This is a genomic window from Kribbella sp. NPDC055110, assembly GCF_053607525.1.
Window position 1 is genome coordinate 44,913 of the sequence record NZ_JBSGTS010000023.1, and the last position, 18,431, is coordinate 63,343.

An 18,431-nucleotide genomic window follows, 5' to 3' on the forward strand; every position below is an offset into this window, starting at 1 on the left:
GCCACCGCGGGGTGATTACCGGGTGCTGATGTACACGGGCGTCTGGCTGTACGGCGGGTCCGCCGCAGTCGCGGACCGGGTACGCGAGGAGTGGCCAAGCTAGCGGAGTGGGCGTTCGGTGATGCGGTTGGGCATGAAGAGGACGGCTACGACGAGGAGGAGGGCGGCTGCGGCGGCGCCGTAGTAGACGTCGTGGATCGCGGGAGCCAGGACCCCGGCCGGTACCTTCTCCAGGTCCGCGTGGTCGTCCCCGAGACGGGCGGCGACGACGCCGTTCGCCACTGCGCCGAAGACGGCAACCCCGACCGCACTGCCGACCGAGCGGGCGAACATGTTCGCGCCGGTCACCACACCGCGCGTCTGCCATTCGACCGACGACTGCGCCGCCACGACCGACGGCGACGCCGAGAACCCGAGCCCGATGCCGATGATGAAGCAGGCCGCGGCGAGGTGCAGTACGGCGCTCGTGGCGTTGACCGTGAGCAGCACGCCGGATCCGATGACGACGATCAGGGCGCCCATCGACATCGTCGTACGGAAGCCGACGCGCAGGTAGATCCGCCCCGCGAGCGACGCCGCGATCGGCCAGCCGAGGGTCATCGCGGCGAGCGTGAACCCGGCGACGAGGGCCGACGTACCGAGGACGCTCTGGGCGAACAGCGGCACGTACGTCGACAGGCCGATCATCAGCAACCCGATCAGCAACGCGGCCGAGTTCGCCGAGTTGAGCACGCGCTTGCCGAGCACCCACAGCGGCAGGATCGGCTCGGCCGCGCGCCGCTCGACCAGCACGAACGCGATCAGCAGTACGACGGCCGCGGCCAGGATCACGATGCTCGTCGGCGAGTCCCAGGCCCACATCACGCCGCCCTCGAGCAACCCGAGCAGCAGCAGCGAACCGCCGACCGCGAGCAGGATCGCGCCGGCGTAGTCGATCCGGTGGCTGGTCTTCTCCATCACCTTCTCGTCGAACCGGCGGACGAGCACCCACGCGGCGGCCATCCCGAGCGGGATGTTCACGAAGAAGATCCACCGCCAGGAGAGGTAGTCGGAGAACACACCGCCCAGCGTCGGGCCGACGAACGACGCGATCCCCCAGACGCTGGCGATGTAGCCCTGCACCTTGGCCCGCTCCGCGACCGTGTAGATGTCGCCGACGATCGTCATCCCGATCGGCTGGATCGCGCCCGCGCCGAGCCCCTGGATGAGCCGGAACGCGATCAGCGCGGGCATGCTCCAGGCGAACCCGCACAGCACCGACCCGAGCAGGAACAGCCCGACGCCGAGCAGCATGATCGGCTTCCGCCCGCGCTGGTCGGCGAGCTTGCCGTAGATCGGCACCGATACGGCCTGCGCGAGCAGGTAGATCGAGAACAGCCAGGGGAACTGGGTGAACCCGCCGAGGTCGGCGACGACGGACGGTACGGCGGTGGCGAGGATCGTGGCGTCGATCGCGACCAGCCCGATGCTCAGCATCACCGCGAGCAGGATCGGCCCTCGCTCCGACCGAAGCCCCACACCCGTCCGGTCGATCCGCTCCGTAGTCATATCACCAACCAATGTATGTGAACCGACAACTATTCCCCTACCCGCAGCCCGCCTACTGGACGTCCCGGGTGTACGACGAAGCAGGACGGTCGTGGTGACTGTGTCGCTCGCGCTGGTGCTGCTGCCGATCGCGATCAACGTCGGCACCGGCGGCACCGCGCCGACCTTCCTCGAGCCGTACGTCACCGAATGCACACCGGACGAACTAGCGGCAAAGGTCGACCGCCGCATCGCGGAACGAGCAGCCCGCACTTACGCCGGTTCGTTCAGGGCATAGCCGATCAGTCTGCTGTTTCGGCGCGCCTTCGGTCACACACCAGGGTCGCGGAGGGCCTGATCGAGGATTCGGCTCCACTGACGTACGACGCCGCGCCGCCTCGCGCTGTCGTCGCTCAGCAGGTCAGCCAGCCCCAGACCGCGTGCCATGTCCAGCACGCCCTGCACGGTCTCCCGCACACCAGGAGTCCGCTCATTGATGTCCAGCACCTCCAGCAGGGCCCGGTGCGCCTGCCGACCCACGTGTGACTCCAGCCGCACGATCTGCTGCCGCAACGCCTCCTCTGTCGACGCCGCCACCCACAGGTGCAGTGCGGCGCGGAACAGCGGACCGGTGTACACGTCCGCCAGCATCCCGACGATCGCCTCGGTGCGCCCCGCCCCGCTCGGCAACGCGGCAGCCTGCGCGCGGATCTCCGCCAGCCGCACCTCGGTCATGTACTCGACCGCCGCCGCGAACAGGTCCGCCCGCGTCGGGAAGTGATGCTGCGCCGCACCCCGCGACACCCCGGCCCGCGCCGCGACGACCGACACCGTCGTCGCGGCGTACCCGACCTCGGCCAGCGACTCGACCGCGGCCTCCAGCAACCGCTGCCGCGTCGCCCGCGACCGGTCCTGCTGAGGCGCCTTGAGAACTTCACTCACGGGCAGCCTCGCGAGCCCGCAACTCCCGCCGCAGGATCTTCCCCGACGCTGCCTTCGGTACGGCGTCGATGAACTCCACCTGCCGGATCTTCTTGTACGGCGCCACCCGCGCAGCGACGTACTCTATGACGTCCTCCGGCGTCAGCGCAACGCCCGGCATCGGCACCACGAACGCCTTCGGTACTTCGTTGCCGTCCGCATCGACCCCGATGACGGCCGCGTCCGCGATCCGGTCGTCGGTGAGCAGCACGGCCTCCAGTTCCGCGGGCGGCACCTGGTACCCGTGGTACTTGATCAGCTCCTTCACCCGGTCCACGACGTACAGGTATCCGCGCGCGTCCACCCGCCCGATGTCGCCGGTGTGCAGCCAGCCGTCCGGGTCGACCGTCGCGTCCGTCTCCGCCTGCCGCCCGAGGTACCCCTTCATCACCTGCGGCCCGCGGATCCAGATCTCGCCCTCGCCCGCATCGTTCCCGTCGGCCCCGACCAGCCGCATCTCGGTCGACGGGAACAGCTTGCCGACCGCACCGGGCGGCGGGTCCAGGTCGTCCTGCGGTACGGCGTGCGTGCCCGGCGACAACTCGGTCATCCCGTAGGCCTGCAGTACGGCGTGCAACCCGAGCCGCTTCGCGCACGCCTCGGCCAGCTCGCCGTCCAACGGCGCCGCCGCGGACGTGACGTGCTTCAGAGCCGACAGGTCGACGCCGTCCACGGCCGGATGTTTCGCCAACGCCAGGACGATCGGCGGCGCGACGAACGCCCGCGTGATCCGCTGCTCGTCGAGCGTGGTCAGGAACTGCTGCAGCTCGAACTTCGGCAGGACGACGACGGTCGCGCCGAGCCGCAGCGGCAGGTTCATCAACACCGACAGCCCGTAGATGTGGAAGAACGGCAGGATCGCGATGATCCGCTCCTCCTCGGCGAGCGTGATCATCACCTCCGCCTGCGAGATGTTCGTCGCGATGTTCCGGTGCGTCAGCATCACGCCCTTCGCGGCGCCGGTCGTGCCGCTCGAGTACGGAAGCACCGCGACATCCACGGCCGGATCGATCGTCACCACCGGTTCCGGACCCGTGGACGCGAACAGCTCCTGCACCGAGCGGTACCCCTCGGCCTGGTCGCAGACGAAGATCTCCGAGACGTCCGTACCCTCGATCGCCGCGGTCGCGACCGGCAGGAACAGCGAAATCGTCACCAGCAACTTCGCCTTCGAGTCGGTCAGCTGCTTGTGCAGCTCGTCCGCGGTGTACAGCGCGTTCACCGTGGTCACGGTCGCGCCGGCCCGAGTGGCGCCGTAGAACACCACCGGGTACAGGATCGTGTTCGGGCTGTAGAGCGCGATTACGTCACCGTGCCGGATGCCGAGCTCGGCCAGCCCGGCCGCGACCCGCCGGGTCAGGTGGTCCAGCTGGGCGTAGCTGAGCTCCTTCCCGGTGACGCCGTCGACCATCGCCGGGCGGTCGCCGTACTCCTGGGCTCTGCCGAGTACGGCGTCGTGGATCGGTACGTCGAGCACCTCGACCGGCGGGAACTGACTCGTGATGATCATTGCCCCACTCCTTCTAGTACGACTTGGGCAGTCCGAGGCTGTGCTGTGCGACGAAGTTCAGGATCATCTCCCGGCTCACCGGTGCGATCCGCGTCGCGCGAGCGGCGGCGACCAGCGAGGCGACGCCGTACTCGACCGTCATACCGTTCCCGCCGAGCGACTGCACGGCCTGATCGGTCGCGCGTACGGCGACCTCGCCGGCGGCGTACTTCGCCATGTTCGCTGCCTCACCCGCCGCGAGATCGTCGCCCGCGTCGTACAGTGCTGCGGCCTTCTGCATCATCAGGCGGGCCAACTCGAGCTCGATCTTGATCTGCGCGAGCGGGTGCGCGAGACCCTGGTGCGCACCGATCGGAGCCTTCCAGACCTGTCGCTCCTTGACGTACGCCGTTGCCTTGCCGAGGGCGTGCCGCGCGATGCCGATCGCGAACGCGGACGCCATGATCCGCTCCGGGTTCAGGCCGGCGAACAGCTGCATCAGCGCCGCGTCCTCGGACCCGACGAGCGCCTCGCGGGGCAGTTGTACGTCGTCCAGGAACAACGCGTACTGCTTGTCCGGGCTGATCAGGTCCATCTCGATCTGCCGGAACTCCACGCCCGGCGCGTCGATCGGGACGATGAAGAGCGCCGGCTTGAGGTTCCCGGTGCGGGCGTCCTCGGTGCGCCCGACGACCAGGATCGCCTTCGCGACGTCGAGTCCGGAGATGAACACCTTGCGCCCGGTCAGCGACCAGCCGTTCTCGGTACGGCGGGCCGTGGTGGTGATCTGGTGTGAGTTCGAGCCGGCGTCCGGTTCGGTGATCGCGAACGCCATGATCGTCGTACCGTCGGCGAGACCGGGGAGCCACTGCTGTTTCTGCTCGTCGGTGCCGAAACGCGAGATCACCGTGCCGCAGATCGACGGTGACACGACCATCATCAGCAGCGGGCAGCCGGCCGCGCCGAGCTCCTCGAGGACGATGGACAGGTCGGCCATGCCGCCGCCTCCGCCGCCGTACTGCTCGGGGAGGTTCACACCGAGGTACCCGAGCTTGCCGGCCTCCAGCCACAGCTCGGTGGTGTGACCGCCGGTGCGAGCCTGCCGGTTGAACCACTCGTACCCGTACTTCTTGCCCAGCTCGCCGACGACCTTCCGCAGCTCCGAGCGCTCTTCCGATTCGACGAAACTCATGCGTTCTCCCCAACCACTGCCAGTACGGCGCCGACCTCGACCTGTTGTCCTGCTTCCACCTTCAACTCACCGACGACCCCGTCCGCCGGGGCGGCGATCGTATGCTCCATCTTCATCGCCTCCAGCCACAGCAGCGGCTGCCCTTGTTTCACCGCGTCACCGACCGCAACACCGACCCGGATCACGGTTCCCGGCATTGGCGCCACCAACGATCCGGCCGCGACCTGATCAGCCGGATCCACGAACCGCTCCACCGGAACGAGACGCACGCTTCCGAGCGACGAGTCCACACACACGAGCCCGTCGCGCGAGGTCCCGCCGCCGTACGCCGCCACGTCGAAGGATCGTCGTACACCGTCGACCTCCAGCACCACCCGCTCCGGCGTGCTGTCCAGAAGCGTGATGTTGCCGTCAACAACCAAGCCGACACGGGTGTGTCGATAGGTGACCTCATGCACCACGTCGCCCACGCGGTAGCTCTTGCGCTGCGGCTGCGACGCCAGATTCCGCCACCCGCTCGGCACCCGCACCGGGGCGCTCGCGGGACGCCCCGCCGCATCCGCCAGCGCGGCCGCGAGCGCCGACACCCGCACCACCGCTTCGTCGACCCCGGGCCCCACCCCGTGCTTCTCGAAGAACGCGGTGTCGGTGTCGCCCGCTAGGAACGCCGGGTGCCGGAGGATCCACGCGAGCAGCTCGCGGTTCGTCCCGACCCCGTGGATCGTCGCGCGTTCCAACGCCCCGGCCAGGCGCCGCGCCACCGCGGTGCGATCGGACCCGTAGGCGATGACCTTCGCGAGCATCGGGTCGTAGTACGGCGAAACCTCCGAGCCATCCTCCACCCCGGAATCCACGCGCAGCCCGCTTTCCGGAACATTTCTGCCACCAGCTGACGAATTTGTTCCGGAAAGGTGGCCGACCTGGAAGCGGTGCAGCCGACCGGTCTGCGGCTGCCAGTCCTTCAACGGATCCTCGGCGTACAAGCGGACCTCGATCGCATGCCCGACCGTGGGCGGAGGATCCGCCGGCAGTCGCTCACCCGCCGCGACAGCGAACTGCAGTTCGACGAGATCCAGGCCCGTCGTCTCCTCCGTCACCGGGTGCTCCACCTGGAGACGCGTATTCATCTCGAGGAAGTAGAACGCGCCCTCCTCGTCCGCGAGGAACTCGACCGTCCCAGCGCCCACGTAGTTGATCGCCGCGGCCGCCTTCCGCGCCGCGTCGAACAGTTCCGCGCGCATCGACGGGATGCGTTCGACGAGAGGCGACGGGGCCTCCTCGACCACCTTCTGGTGGCGGCGCTGGATCGAGCATTCGCGTTCGCCGACCGCCCAGATCGTGCCGTGCTGGTCGGCCATGACCTGTACCTCGATGTGCCGCCCGGTCGCCAGGTACCGCTCGCAGAACACGGTCCCGTCACCGAAGGCCGACAACGCCTCCGCCGACGCCGCATCGATCTCCGCGGCGAGGTCCTCCAACCGCGACACCACCCGCATCCCACGCCCGCCACCGCCCGCCGACGCCTTCACCAGCACGGGCAGATCGGATGCCGAAACCTCGGCCGGAGTGAGCTCGGCGAGGACCGGGACCCCGGCCGCCGCCATCAACTTCTTCGCCTCGATCTTCGACCCCATCGACGAGATCGCATCCACCGGCGGCCCGATCCAGGTCAGTCCCGCGTCGATCACCGCCTGCGCGAACGCGGCGTTCTCCGACAGGAACCCGTACCCCGGATGTACGGCGTCCGCGCCCGCCCGCCGGGCCGCGTCGACGATCAACTCGGCCCGCAGATAGGTGTCACCCGGGGCGTTGCCAGGAAGGTGTACGGCGGCATCCGCCTCGTCGACGTACGGCATCCGCGCATCGGCCGTCGAGTACACCGCAACGGTCGACAGGCCGAGAGACCGAGCGGTCCGGAAGATCCGCCGAGCGATCTCGCCGCGGTTGGCGACGAGTACGGAAGAAATCATCTGCATCACATCCTGAAGACGCCGAAGGACGACGTACCTTCGACGGGGGCGGAGTGGATGGCGGACAGGCAGATACCGAGGACGGTTCGGGTGTCGCGGGGGTCGATGACGCCGTCGTCGTACAGGCGTCCGGACAGGAACATCGGCAGCGATTCCGCCTCGATCTGTCCCTCGACGTACGCCCGCATTTGCTTGTCGGCCTGTTCGTCGTACGGCTGCCCTTTCGCTTCGGCCGCCGCCCGCGCGACGATCGACAGCACGCCGGCGAGCTGCTGCGGGCCCATCACCGCGGACTTCGCCGACGGCCACGCGAACAGGAATCGCGGATCGAACGCCCGCCCGCACATCCCGTAGTGCCCGGCGCCGTACGACGCCCCCATCAGGACCGAGATATGCGGCACGCGAGAGTTGGAGACCGCGTTGATCATCTGCGCGCCGTGCTTGATGATCCCGCCCTGCTCATACTCCTGCCCGACCATGTAGCCGGTCGTGTTGTGCAGGAAGATCATCGGCGTATCGGAACGGTTGGCCAGCTGGATGAACTGCGCCGCCTTCTGCGACTCCTCGCTGAACAGCACCCCGCGCGCGTTCGCGAGGATCCCCACCGGGTACCCGTGCACCGACGCCCACCCGGTCGCCAGCGACGACCCGTACAGCGGCTTGAACTCGTCGAACACCGACCCGTCCACCACGCGAGCGATCACGTCCCGCGGATCGAACGGGATCTTCAGGTCCCCCGGCACGATGTCCAGCAGGTCGTCGGGGTCGAGGAGAGGCTCGTCGTACGACGGCTTGGGGGCGGGGCCCTGTTTGCGCCAGTTCAGCCGCGACACGATCTGCCGCCCGAGCCGGATCGCGTCCGGCTCGTCGACCGCGAAGTAGTCGGCCAGACCGGACTTGCGGGCGTGCATCGACGCGCCGCCGAGCGACTCGTCGTCCGCGTCCTCACCGGTCGCCATCTTCACCAGCGGCGGCCCGGCCAGGAACACCTTCGCGCCGCCGTCGACCATCACCACGTAGTCGCTCATGCCGGGGATGTACGCACCGCCGGCGGTCGAGTTGCCGAACACCAGCGCGATCGTCGGGATCCCTTCGGCCGACAACCGGGTCAGGTTCCGGAACATCGCGCCGCCGGGGATGAAGATCTCCTTCTGCGTCGGCAGATCCGCGCCGCCGGACTCGACCAGGCTGATCACCGGCAGCCGGTTCGCGCGGGCGATCTCGTCGGCCCGCAACGCCTTCTTCAAGGTCCACGGATTGCTGGCGCCACCCTTGACCGTCGGGTCGTTGGCCGTGATCAGGCATTCGACGCCTTCGACGACCCCGATCCCGGTCACCAGGCTCGCGCCGACCGTGAAGTCCGAACCCCAGCCCGCGAGTGGCGACAGCTCGAGGAACGGTGTGTCGGGGTCGAGCAGCAACTCGATCCGCTCCCGCGCCAGCAACTTCCCGCGCTTGTGGTGCCGTTCGACGTACTTCTCGCCACCGCCGGCGAGCGCCTTGGCATGCTCGACCTCCAGCGCGGCAAGCTTCTCCAGCATCACCTGACGGTTACTCATGCAGTGAACCCCAGTCGTTTGGAGGCAAGGCCGGTCAGGATCTCGGTGGTGCCGCCGCCGATGGCGAGGATCTTCTGGTCGCGGTACTGGCGTTCCACCTCGGCCTCCCGCATGTACCCGAGACCGCCGTGCAACTGCAGCGCCTGGTCGCACACCCACTGCCCGGCCTCGACGGCGGTGTTCTTCGCGAAGCAGGTCTCGGCGATCACGTTCTCACCCGCATCAGCCCGCCGCGCCACCTCACGCACATAAACCCGCGCCACCGACACCCGCCGCGCCATCTCGGTCAACGTGTGCTGCACGCTCTGCCGCGAGATCAACGGCCGCCCGAACGTCTCCCGATCGCGACACCAGGCCACCGTGAGGTCAAGCGCCCGCTGAGCCCCGGCATACGCCTGCACAGCCAGGGTGAGCCTCTCGGCCACGAAGTTCACCGCCAGCTGGACGAAACCAGAGCCCTGCGCCCCGACGAGGTTGTGCACCGGAACCCGCACGTCGGTGAAGGACAGCTCAGCGGTGTCGGAGCAGAGCCACCCCATCTTCTCCAGCTTCCGCGACACCTCGAACCCCTGCTCGATCACCAGCAGACTGATCCCGTGCGCACCAGGACCGTCCGTGCGGACCGCTGTGGTCACGAAATCCGCACGGCACCCTGAGGTGATGAACGTCTTCGCACCGTTCACCACGAACACGTCGCCTTCACGCCGCGCCGTCGTACGGATCGCCGCCACATCCGACCCACCACCTGGTTCGGTGATCGCCAGCGCGCCGATCAGCTGCCCGTCCAGCGTTGGTCTCACCCACCGCTCGATCTGCTCCTGATTGCCCGCAGCAACGATGTGCGGAAGCGCGATCCCGCACGTGAGCAGCGATGCGACCAGCCCGCCGGATCCGCCGCTGTAGTGCATCTCCTCGACGACTGCGATCGCGTCGAGGAGCGAACCGCCGCCACCACCGACCGCCTCCGGGAAGCCGACGCCGAGCAGGCCGATCGCGCCCGCCTTCTTGTGCAGGTCCCGCGGCAGCTCGCCGTCCCGCTCCCACTGATCCAAATGCGGCAACACCTCAGCCGCCATGAACCGTCGTACCGACTCCCGGAAGTCACTCACAACAGCACCTCCGGTACGTCGACGTACCGCGAGCGCAGCCACTCACCGAGGGCCTTCGCCTGCGGATCGAACCGGGCCTGCGCCGCGACGCCCTCACCCAGCAGGTCCTCGACGACGAAGTTCACTGCCCACAGGTTCGGCAGCAGGTACCGCGTGACGATCAGCGGCTGCGTCTCCGGGAGGAGCGTCTGGAAGAGCTCGACCGTGAGGGTGTGCGCGAGCCAGCGCCACGCCTTCTCGTCGCGTACCCACACGCCGACGTTCGCGTCGCCGCCCTTGTCGCCCGACCGCGCGCCGGCGATCCGGCCCAGCGGGACCTCGCGGGTCCGCGGCGGTCCACTCGAGAGCTGCAACAACGGCATCGGCGCCTCGATGTCGTCGACGGGTTGCAGCGGTTGAGTTTCCCGAGCAGGTTCGATGACTTGCCGCGAGCCGTCCGGCAGTACGACGACGTGCTCCGCCTCATGAATGTCGACGTACCCAGCGCGGAAAACGCCGTACGGCGAACTGTCGCCAGGCGGCGCGGTGACATGGAATCCCGGGTAGCTCGCGAGCGCCAGCTCAACAGCCGCGTTGCTGAACGCGCGGCCGACGACCTTCGGATCCGGATCCTTCGCCGCGCACCGGAGGAAGACGCTCGCCTCCTCCTCGGTCTCGGCGTTCGGCTTCTCGGTCCAGGCCAGCGTCCACTTCAGCTCGGCCGGCCGCTTCGGCAACGCCTGCTCGAGCTGCCGCTGCACCAGCTCGGCCTTCTGCTCCAGTTGCAGCCCGGTGAGCACGAAGTCGACCTCGTTGCGGAACCCGCCGACGCTGTTCAGCGAGACCTTGTACGTCGGCGGCGGGGCTTCACCGCGGACGCCGGTGATCCTGACGCGGTCGGGACCGTCGTCGTCGAGCTCGATCGAATCGAGGCGCGTGGTGACATCCGGACCGGCGTACCGGGCGCCGCTGATCTCGTACAGTAGCTGCGCCTTGACCGTGTCGATCGTGACCGCACCACCGGTGTTGTCGTGCTTGGTGATCACGCTGCTGCCGTCCGCGTGGATCTCCGCGATCGGGAACCCGGGGCGCCCGAAGTCCCGGATCTCGGTGAAGAACGCGTAGTTCCCGCCGGTCGCCTGGCAACCGCACTCGATCACATGCCCCGCGACGACGGCCCCGGCGAGTTCGTCGTACTGCGTCCGCTTCCAGCCGTGATGTGCCGCGGCCGGTCCGACGATCACGGATGCATCGGTGACACGTCCCGTCACCACAACATCCGCCCCGGCCTGCAGTGCCTCCGCGATACCCCAGGCACCGAGATACGCGTTGGCCGTCAACGGCGTGCCGAGCCCCAGCTCCTCGCTTCGATCCAACAGGTCGTCGCCCTCGACATACGCGATCTTCGGATGCAGCCCCAGCTTGTCGGCGAGGTCCGTGATCGCCTGGGCGAGACCGAACGGGTTGAGTCCGCCGGCGTTGCTGACGATCTTCACGCCCCGATCCAGCGCCTCGCCCAGCCCGCTCTCCAGCTGCTTGAGAAACGTCCGCGCGTACCCCAGTGCCGGGTCCTTCATCCGGTCCCGACCGAGAATGAGCATCGTCAGCTCAGCCAGGTAATCCCCCGTCAGCACATCGAGAGGCCCACCGGTCAGCATCTCCTGCACTGCGCTGAACCGGTCCCCGTAGAAGCCGGACGCGTTGCCGATGCGGATCGGTTCAGTCATGTTGTCCTGCCTGACGACCCTTCCCGGGCAGGCCGGCGAAGGCCTGGATGATTCCCATCCACTCCTCGGCGTCCGCGCCCTCGGCCCGTACGGCCAGGTCGTCCCGGTGCCGGCGTTGCGTGGCGAGCAGACAGAAGTCGAGCGCCGGCGCACTCACCCGCTGGGCGGCATCCTCCGGACCCCAGGTCCACGCGTCACCGTCCGGCCCGGTCAGCTCGACGCGGAACTGCTCGCTCGGCGGCTTGCGGTTGTTGAGCAGGTACGCGAAGTCGCGGGTGCGGACCGCGAGGTGGGCGACGTGCCGCAGACGGTTGCTCGGCTGCCGTCGTACGCCGAGTGCATCGAACACGTCCTGCCCGTGCGCCCAGGTCTCCATCAGCCGCGCGGTCGCCATCGACGTCGGGCTCATCGGCGGTCCGTACCACAGCACCTTCTCCCCGGCCGGCACCTTCTTCAGCGCCTCGGCGACCTCGGCCCGGGTCTCCCGCCAGTACGTGAGCAGCTGGTCCGGCGGCAGCGCGGCAGTCTCCTTCGCACCGTCATCGACGTACGTCGTCGGACTCGCGGCCGCTGTCTGCAGGGACTCCTTGAACGCCTCGGGATCGGTCGCGGCCAGGTACGTCGCCTCGTCGGTCCAGGCCAGGTGGGCGATCTGGTGCGCGATCGTCCAGCCCTCGGCCGGCGTCGGCGTCGCCCACTCCCCGGCCGCCAACCCACCGACCAGCCGATCCAGCTCCGCGCTCTCGGCCCACAGATCCGCCAGCACTTCGTCCAGTTGCACGCTGCACTCCCTCGCGAGGGGCTCGTCCAGCCGAGCGTCCCACGCCCGACAAAAAGAATCAAGCGTGCTTGTTTTTGGGGAGCGGGACCGCCACGCAGGCACAAGTGCCCATTTGATCGCGAAACCAGGTGTCCAGGCGACTTATGCCTGCGTGGCGGTCCGCGCCGGCATGTTCAACGGTCATGGAAAGGCTTTTTCGGAGTGTGCGTCGGTGTTACCCAGGAGCAATGCATGGTTCGCTGCCCGGGAAGGCCGCCGAGATTCGGGCGCTGTTGCTGAATCTGATCGACACGTTGCCGGAGGGGGCAGCGCTGCCCGCGGAGCGCGAACTGGCGGCGCGCTGGAACGTCGCGCGGATGACGTTGCGTCGCGCGGTCGACGAGCTCGTGATCGCGGAACTGCTGGTACGCCGGCACGGGAGCGGCACGTACACGAGCCGGCCGAAGGTGGCGCGCCGGCTCGAACTGGTCGGGTTCTCCGAGGACATCCGCCGGCGCGGGATGCGGCCGGGCAGCACGATGCTGGACTTCCGGCACCAGAAGGCCGAGCGGACCGCGGCGCGGCGGCTGCGGATCCCGGTCGGCGATCCGATCATCGCGTTCACCCGGCTGCGCCTGGCCGACAACCTTCCGATGGTGGTCGAACGCACAACGCTGCCGGCGGCGTACGTCCCCGGTCTGGAGGCCACCGATCTGGACGGGTCGCTCTACGACCTGCTCATGAGCCGCTACGACATCGAGGTCGCCAGCGGTACGTCGCGACTCGAACCGGTCATGCCCGACGCGCGGACGGCGGGCTGGCTGGACATCCCGACCACGCAGCCCTGCCTCGCGTTGCACGGCATCAGCTTCGACGGGCGCGACCGGGTCGTCGAGTTCACGTCCGCGGTCTATCGCGGCGACCGCTACGCCTTCACCACTGCCCTGCGCACCAGCCGGGGTAGCTGACTCGTCACGGTGATTACTGGCGTAGCCGGGTGATCACTAGGGTCGGGTCATGGATCTGAACAGCCCGATCAGCACGGTCGTGCCGTCGTTGGACGGACCGGTGCTGCTGGTGCTGGCCCAGGCCGAAGACGGCTTGTCGGGACGGCAGATCCACAAGCTCGCGGGCTCCGGGAGCGTCGCGGGTGTGCGGCTCGTACTGCAGCGGCTCGCAGCGACCGGGCTGGTTCATGTGGACGATCTCGGCAACTCGTTGCTCTATCGCCTCAACCGCAAGCACCTCGTCGCGCCGATCGTCGAGCAGCTCGCGAACCTCCGCAGTACGTTGATCGCCCGGCTCGCCGACGAGATCAGCAGCTGGCGGATCCCGCCGGTGCACACCAGCGTGTACGGCGCGGTCGCCCGAGGTGACGGTGATCTCGACAGCGACGTCGACCTGCTGCTGATCCGTCCGGACCGGCACGAGTTCGAAGACGTGCTGTGGGAGGACCAGGTCGGCCGGCTGATGCAGACCGTCGTCGACCTCACCGGCAACCCGGCCCATGTCTTCGAGCTGAGCCAGACCGAGTTCTCGGATCACCTGACCACCGAGGACCCGATCCTCAACGACTGGATGCAGCCGAGCATCCAGCTCACGGGCGTCCCGCTGACGGTGCTCCTGAACGAGCTCGAGGCAGCCCTTCCTCGGTAACCGGAGCCTGTGGGTACGCTGCCTTTCATCATTGTCAGGACTATCCACCCGGGGACCACCCACATGACCCGCATCGCCATCGACGGCGGCCAGTCGGCTCTTCGTCTTCGTGTCCTCCCGTCCCGACGTACCGGTAACGGCCCGGGCTACACACACGGACCGGACGCCGTCTCCACCCTGCTCGAGGCGATTCGCGCTGCCGCGTTCGAGGCCGAGCTGACCGGCCCGGTCGAGGTCGTTGCGCTCGGCCTCACCGGCTACCCACAGGCGCACGGCGCCGCGGAACGGTTTGCGGCCGAGGTCGGCGAGGTGCTGAACGCCGACGAGGTACGCCTCACCCAGGACATGGTCACGGCGCACGCCGGCGCGTTGCCGGACGGGTACGGCGTCGTAGTTGCCGCGGGCACTGGGCTCGTCTGTCTCGCGGTGGATCGCGACGGCACGTGGCGCAAGCTCGACGGGCACGGGTACCTGTTCGGTGATGCCGGTAGCGCGTTCGCGATCGGCCGCGCCGGGCTGGTCGCCGTACAGCGTGCTCGGGATGGTCGTGGTCCGGTGACGAAGCTCGCGGACACCGCGCTCGATCCGGTCGCGTTGTACCGGTCGTCCACACTGGTCGATGACGTGGCCCGCTTTGCTCCCGAAGTACTGCGTTGTGCGGCCGAAGGCGATCCGGTCGCGCTCGATCTCCTGGTCCGTGCGGCCGGCGACATCGCCGAGACGATCGGCGCCGCGGTCGCCCAACTGGCCGGCGAAGGGCCCGTCCCGGTCGCGTGTGTCGGCGGCCTCTTCGACGGCGCCGGTGAGCAATTGCTGACACCTGTCCGCGAGGCGCTGCCGTCGCGGGCCAAGCTGACGCCGTCGGCAGGCAACTCGCTCGACGGCGCGGAACGCCTCGCCACCGGACCAGCCGGAACGTACGCCGATCTGATCATCACGCACCGTCGAGCGCGACCTCGATAATTACGGTGTAGGCCGTTATCTTGGCAAGCATCGTCCGATCAGTGCCGGTACGACAGCTGGAGACTTCACGTGAACGAACTTCTCCTGGCCGCGACATCCCTCGACGTCACCCCTCCGCCCGGCCATCGGCTCGACGGGTACGCCGCCCGCGCCGGGCTCTCGACCGGTGCCGCGGACCCGCTCCGCGCCACCCTGATCTGGTTGTCCACCGAGGACGATCCGGGCGTGCTGTGGCTCACGCTGGACGCGATCGCGGCCGGGAGCACGCTCTCATCGGAGCTCGCGGCCGCAGCCGGAGCCGCCGCCGGCATCCCGCCGTCGCACGTCGTCGTGTCCGCGTCGCACACCCACTCCGGCCCGTCCGGATGGACCGGAGAGATCCATCCCGTTATTCCGGCCGAGCGGGAACGGTCGCTGGTCGACTCGCTGGTCGGAGCCGTACGGGCGACTGCGCTCGAGCGGCAGCCGGTGACGGCGAGCTGGCACTCGATCGAGGTGATCGGCGTCGGTACGAACCGGCACCGCAAGAACGGTCCGCACGACAACACCGCCGGCATCCTCGCGCTGCATGGCGTCGACGGTTCCCTCGAAGCGGTGCTGCTGGACTTCGCGTGCCACCCGACGACGTACGGACCGGAGAACCTGCAGTACTCGGCCGACTGGCCCGGAGCCGCGCGCGCTGCTCTCGCACCCGCCGTGGTCGGGTTCCTGCAAGGGGCTGCGGGTGACGTCAGCCCTCGCTTCACTCGCCAGGGTCGCGGTGCCGCCGAGGTCGCGCGGCTGGGCGGTCTGCTGGCTTCACGGGTCCGTGAGGCGCTGGCCACGCCCGGCCTGGAGCTACCTCAGTCTGCGCCGAGCATCCGTCGTACCACTCTGACTCTGCCGGTCCGGTCGATCCCACCCGTCGACGAGTCCGAGAAACTCGCGTCCGTCGTGGAGAGCCGCGTCGACGCCGAGTCGCGCACAAACGGAGCCGGTGACCCGTCGGGCCGCATCTCTCAAACCCGTCTGGAGGGCGCCCGCGGCCAGGCCCTGATGGCCGCGGCCGACCTCCCACCGGCGCTAGACCTCCCGGTCAGCACCGTGACGATGGGCGACGTGTGCTGGATCAACCTCCCGGTAGAACTCTTCGCCATGCACGGCGCCTGCCTACAGGCCGACAGCACCCACCCCATCACCCGCGTCATCGGCTACACCGACGGCTACTACGGCTACGTAGTAGACCCGTCCGCCGCCGAAGCCGGCACCTACGAAGCCCTCATCACCTTCTTCGACCAACCCACAACCAACACCCTCCTCAAAGAAACCGCCACCTTCGCCAACAGCTAAAGGTGAGGTGAAACGGGCGACTGTGGTCAGCCCCCGCGTGCTACGCAGCCGCTCCCTCGTCGCTCCGCTCCTCATCGCGCCCGCTACGCGCGCTCCCACCCGCCCCCCGCTTAGCGCGCAGCATTCGCTTCCGGCTATCGCCGGGTGTTGCCGGCTGGCGCCGACGAGTTGCGGGCTGCCGCCCGCGATCGACCACCCGTGGCGGCGCGACCGCAGCCGACAAGACGTGATGCCGCGCCTGGGCAGCGAAACCAATGAGTCCTCGGCCACCGCCGATGCGCCTGACCCACCCGAGTGCCTAGACTGCCGCAGGCACTGGTCGTAATGCAGGCGCTACTGTTCGTCAGATTGCCGCGGCTTGAGTTGCTTGGGTGGGAGCTGAGATGTCCGAGCTTCGAGGCCGTCGTGACCGTGGAGACAACGGTGACGATGCGGGCGAGAGCCGTTCGCGTGCTGGCGATCCTGTCGGTGGTGGGGACGCAGAGCCTGGGCGTGATGACGGCGATCGACATCGACGACTGTCGGATCGAGTGGATGGGCCCACGCACGGCCGGCACGACAGTGTCGAGAGCGAGGCACCGCGGTCGTCGGATGCCCGCGAGCGGCTGGCTGGGCGCCTCGATGAGATGTACTGGCCGGGATACTCGGCTCAGTCGCCGGCCGAGCGGCAGGCCGCGCCGCCGGGACGCGGTGACTCGCCAACTGGCCACGATCCGATCCGAAGCACGAGGGCGGCGACCCGCGGGCGTCCCGCGACCTCGACATCGCGGAACGGGATGCCGAGGACGATTCGCTGAGACCCACAGATGATCGCTCGGAGCAGGCCGACCCTTTTGCGTCCTACCCGCCGGACCTTAGGGCCCACATGCACCACGACGACACCCTTGCTCGGCTGCAGTACGTGAATACGTCGACCGAGGACCCAACCACAACGTCGCAAACCCCGGACCGGGGCGCGCCTGCAGACGCCGGCAATCACGGGTCCAACTCGGATACGCGTGACGATCCCGGACAGGAGTCAACGCTCGCTGACGGCCGTGTCGTGCCGTCGTCTCTGCCCGCCAACGAGCAGGCCGTTCAGCCGGAGGTCTCCGAAGACCAGTCTGGCGGCGACGACACGTCATCCGCGCCACTCGGCCAAGCAGTCGACCAGGTCGACCGCCAGGCCACCGGCAATGCCACCGACGATCTCGCCCGCGGCCGAGCGCGAGCGACCGGATGATTCGAACGCCTCTAAGGATGCCGAGCCGGCTGTCGAATCGCCGGTCGCTTCGAGCGAGGCCACGATCGATACGGACGCAGCGATCGTCGCCAACGTAGATGACAGCCCTCAGCCGGCCGCGGCGTCCCGTTTCGCGGAGCTCGTCATCGAGCACGACAAGAATTGGAACACCACAGAAGCCGCCCTTCCGCCGGGTGCGCTTCCTGAATCCGCCGAGACTCTTGGCCCCGAAGTTGTCGGGGCGCGGGACCCCGACGTACGACGGGTCCTTGAGTACCAGGGTGCCAGCGAATACATCGGCACCAACAAGGATGACCGCCCCTGGCTCGAACCGGCCGCCGACGCCTCACCGCCGGTGCAACGCATCTTCGTCGCCATCGACCAAGGCAACGGCCACGCCCACATCCGCCACGGTCCTATGGGAGGAGATCAGCTTTACTCCGACCGCGTCACCCGCCTCGAAGACCCAGCCCAGACCGACCCTGAGCTGAGAGCCAAGAGTGTTGACGGACTCGTTCCGAACGTCGTCCACTACTGCGCACAGGAGTCGACCCGAATCAGCGATGTGGAAGCGTTCGTCGCTGCATTCGCCGGCGCCATCAAGCATCCAGAGGTCAGGCGAACACTCGACTCGCAGTGGATCAGCAAAGACGTGCCCGATCAGGTCGAGATTCCGATCTCCGAGTTACTGGGGCCGGACGGCCACGAGTCGTGTTCGGGTTACCGCCTCGCAGGCGATTGGCCTGACGCGAAGAAGGCCAGGAAGCTGTGGGTCAAGGCTCGCGCCGACGGGCAGGACCTGAGCGGCATTCCACAGCCGAAGGCCGAACGGATAGCTACATTCGAGGGTGGCGACATCATCGTTGTCTTCGCCAACAATTCTGCTGAACAGCGGTACGAGGTCGGAAGTCTGTATCCTAGGCCGCGCGCGCAGAAGGCGCCGGAGTCGTGAGCGGCCGGAAAGGTCT

15 protein-coding genes are annotated in these 18,431 nt (G+C 68.4%); 6 read left to right on the forward strand and 9 right to left on the reverse strand.

Features of this window, described 5'->3' with window-relative positions; translation table 11 throughout:
* Positions 1 to 99: 99 nt before the first annotated feature.
* A complete protein-coding gene (locus ACWF0M_RS28985; protein WP_452238885.1) occupies positions 100 to 1,548 on the reverse strand; it encodes an MDR family MFS transporter in 1,449 nt (482 codons plus the stop codon).
* 91 nt (positions 1,549 to 1,639) lie between these two features.
* On the opposite strand from ACWF0M_RS28985, the gene ACWF0M_RS28990 reads away from it, so the two are divergent.
* Positions 1,640 to 1,825, forward strand: coding sequence for a hypothetical protein (locus tag ACWF0M_RS28990; protein ID WP_452238886.1), 186 nt, complete (start codon positions 1,640 to 1,642; stop codon positions 1,823 to 1,825).
* A 32-nt stretch (positions 1,826 to 1,857) separates the two neighbouring features.
* Here ACWF0M_RS28990 and ACWF0M_RS28995 read toward each other — a convergent pair whose 3' ends face one another.
* The 8 genes from ACWF0M_RS28995 to ACWF0M_RS29030 are packed head-to-tail and all read right to left on the reverse strand — an operon-like array spanning position 1,858 to position 12,314.
* Positions 1,858 to 2,469 (reverse strand): TetR/AcrR family transcriptional regulator, encoded by a 612-nt coding sequence (locus tag ACWF0M_RS28995; protein ID WP_452238887.1) that lies wholly within the window; start codon positions 2,467 to 2,469, stop codon positions 1,858 to 1,860.
* Positions 2,462 to 4,018 carry an AMP-binding protein gene (locus ACWF0M_RS29000; protein WP_452238888.1) on the reverse strand — a complete coding sequence of 519 codons (1,557 nt, stop codon included), beginning with the start codon at positions 4,016 to 4,018 and terminating at the stop codon, positions 2,462 to 2,464. The genes ACWF0M_RS28995 and ACWF0M_RS29000 overlap by 8 nt, the downstream gene beginning before the upstream one ends.
* A 13-nt stretch (positions 4,019 to 4,031) precedes the next feature.
* Positions 4,032 to 5,189: an acyl-CoA dehydrogenase family protein gene (locus tag ACWF0M_RS29005; protein ID WP_452238889.1), complete on the reverse strand. Its 1,158-nt coding sequence runs from the start codon at positions 5,187 to 5,189 to the stop codon at positions 4,032 to 4,034.
* A complete protein-coding gene (locus ACWF0M_RS29010; RefSeq protein WP_452238890.1) occupies positions 5,186 to 7,159 on the reverse strand; it encodes an ATP-binding protein in 1,974 nt (657 codons plus the stop codon). The genes ACWF0M_RS29005 and ACWF0M_RS29010 overlap by 4 nt, the downstream gene beginning before the upstream one ends.
* Positions 7,160 to 7,164: 5 nt before the next feature.
* Positions 7,165 to 8,718, reverse strand: coding sequence for an acyl-CoA carboxylase subunit beta (locus tag ACWF0M_RS29015; protein ID WP_452238891.1), 1,554 nt, complete (start codon positions 8,716 to 8,718; stop codon positions 7,165 to 7,167).
* On the reverse strand, positions 8,715 to 9,827 hold the full coding sequence (locus ACWF0M_RS29020; protein WP_452238892.1) for an acyl-CoA dehydrogenase family protein: 1,113 nt from the start codon (positions 9,825 to 9,827) through the stop codon (positions 8,715 to 8,717). Before ACWF0M_RS29020 ends, ACWF0M_RS29015 begins: the two co-directional genes overlap by 4 nt.
* Positions 9,824 to 11,533, reverse strand: coding sequence for an acyclic terpene utilization AtuA family protein (locus tag ACWF0M_RS29025; RefSeq protein ID WP_452238893.1), 1,710 nt, complete (start codon positions 11,531 to 11,533; stop codon positions 9,824 to 9,826). Before ACWF0M_RS29025 ends, ACWF0M_RS29020 begins: the two co-directional genes overlap by 4 nt.
* Entirely contained in the window at positions 11,526 to 12,314 is a 789-nt protein-coding gene (locus ACWF0M_RS29030) for a TIGR03084 family metal-binding protein (protein ID WP_452238894.1), read from the reverse strand. The genes ACWF0M_RS29025 and ACWF0M_RS29030 overlap by 8 nt, the downstream gene beginning before the upstream one ends.
* A 227-nt stretch (positions 12,315 to 12,541) precedes the next feature.
* Between ACWF0M_RS29030 and ACWF0M_RS29035 the strand changes: the two genes are divergently transcribed.
* From ACWF0M_RS29035 to ACWF0M_RS29055, 5 genes are all read left to right on the forward strand, one after another.
* Positions 12,542 to 13,261: a GntR family transcriptional regulator gene (locus ACWF0M_RS29035; RefSeq protein ID WP_452238895.1), complete on the forward strand. Its 720-nt coding sequence runs from the start codon at positions 12,542 to 12,544 to the stop codon at positions 13,259 to 13,261.
* A 49-nt stretch (positions 13,262 to 13,310) separates the two neighbouring features.
* Positions 13,311 to 13,949 carry a hypothetical protein gene (locus tag ACWF0M_RS29040; protein WP_452238896.1) on the forward strand — a complete coding sequence of 213 codons (639 nt, stop codon included), beginning with the start codon at positions 13,311 to 13,313 and terminating at the stop codon, positions 13,947 to 13,949.
* Positions 13,950 to 14,012: 63 nt separating this feature from the next.
* Positions 14,013 to 14,912, forward strand: coding sequence for an N-acetylglucosamine kinase (locus ACWF0M_RS29045; RefSeq protein ID WP_452238897.1), 900 nt, complete (start codon positions 14,013 to 14,015; stop codon positions 14,910 to 14,912).
* Positions 14,913 to 14,981: 69 nt separating this feature from the next.
* Complete coding sequence (locus tag ACWF0M_RS29050) at positions 14,982 to 16,241, forward strand: hypothetical protein (protein WP_452238898.1); 1,260 nt, start codon at positions 14,982 to 14,984, stop codon at positions 16,239 to 16,241.
* A 1,175-nt stretch (positions 16,242 to 17,416) separates the two neighbouring features.
* Positions 17,417 to 18,415, forward strand: a complete 999-nt coding sequence (locus ACWF0M_RS29055; RefSeq protein WP_452238899.1) for a hypothetical protein — start codon at positions 17,417 to 17,419, stop codon at positions 18,413 to 18,415.
* Positions 18,416 to 18,431: the final 16 nt, after the last annotated feature.

Excerpts from the sequence above, each read along its gene's own strand:
- ACWF0M_RS28985 (WP_452238885.1), bottom strand. The coding sequence starts at position 1,548 with ATGACTACGGAGCGGATCGACCGGACGGGTGTGGGGCTTCGGTCGGAG.
- ACWF0M_RS29000 (WP_452238888.1), bottom strand. The coding sequence starts at position 4,018 with ATGATCATCACGAGTCAGTTCCCGCCGGTCGAGGTGCTCGACGTACCG.
- ACWF0M_RS29005 (WP_452238889.1), bottom strand. The coding sequence starts at position 5,189 with ATGAGTTTCGTCGAATCGGAAGAGCGCTCGGAGCTGCGGAAGGTCGTC.
- ACWF0M_RS29010 (WP_452238890.1), bottom strand. The coding sequence starts at position 7,159 with ATGATTTCTTCCGTACTCGTCGCCAACCGCGGCGAGATCGCTCGGCGG.
- ACWF0M_RS29015 (WP_452238891.1), bottom strand. The coding sequence starts at position 8,718 with ATGAGTAACCGTCAGGTGATGCTGGAGAAGCTTGCCGCGCTGGAGGTC.
- ACWF0M_RS29025 (WP_452238893.1), bottom strand. The coding sequence starts at position 11,533 with ATGACTGAACCGATCCGCATCGGCAACGCGTCCGGCTTCTACGGGGAC.
- ACWF0M_RS29035 (WP_452238895.1), top strand. The coding sequence starts at position 12,542 with ATGCATGGTTCGCTGCCCGGGAAGGCCGCCGAGATTCGGGCGCTGTTG.
- ACWF0M_RS29040 (WP_452238896.1), top strand. The coding sequence starts at position 13,311 with ATGGATCTGAACAGCCCGATCAGCACGGTCGTGCCGTCGTTGGACGGA.
- ACWF0M_RS29045 (WP_452238897.1), top strand. The coding sequence starts at position 14,013 with ATGACCCGCATCGCCATCGACGGCGGCCAGTCGGCTCTTCGTCTTCGT.
- ACWF0M_RS29055 (WP_452238899.1), top strand. The coding sequence starts at position 17,417 with ATGCCACCGACGATCTCGCCCGCGGCCGAGCGCGAGCGACCGGATGAT.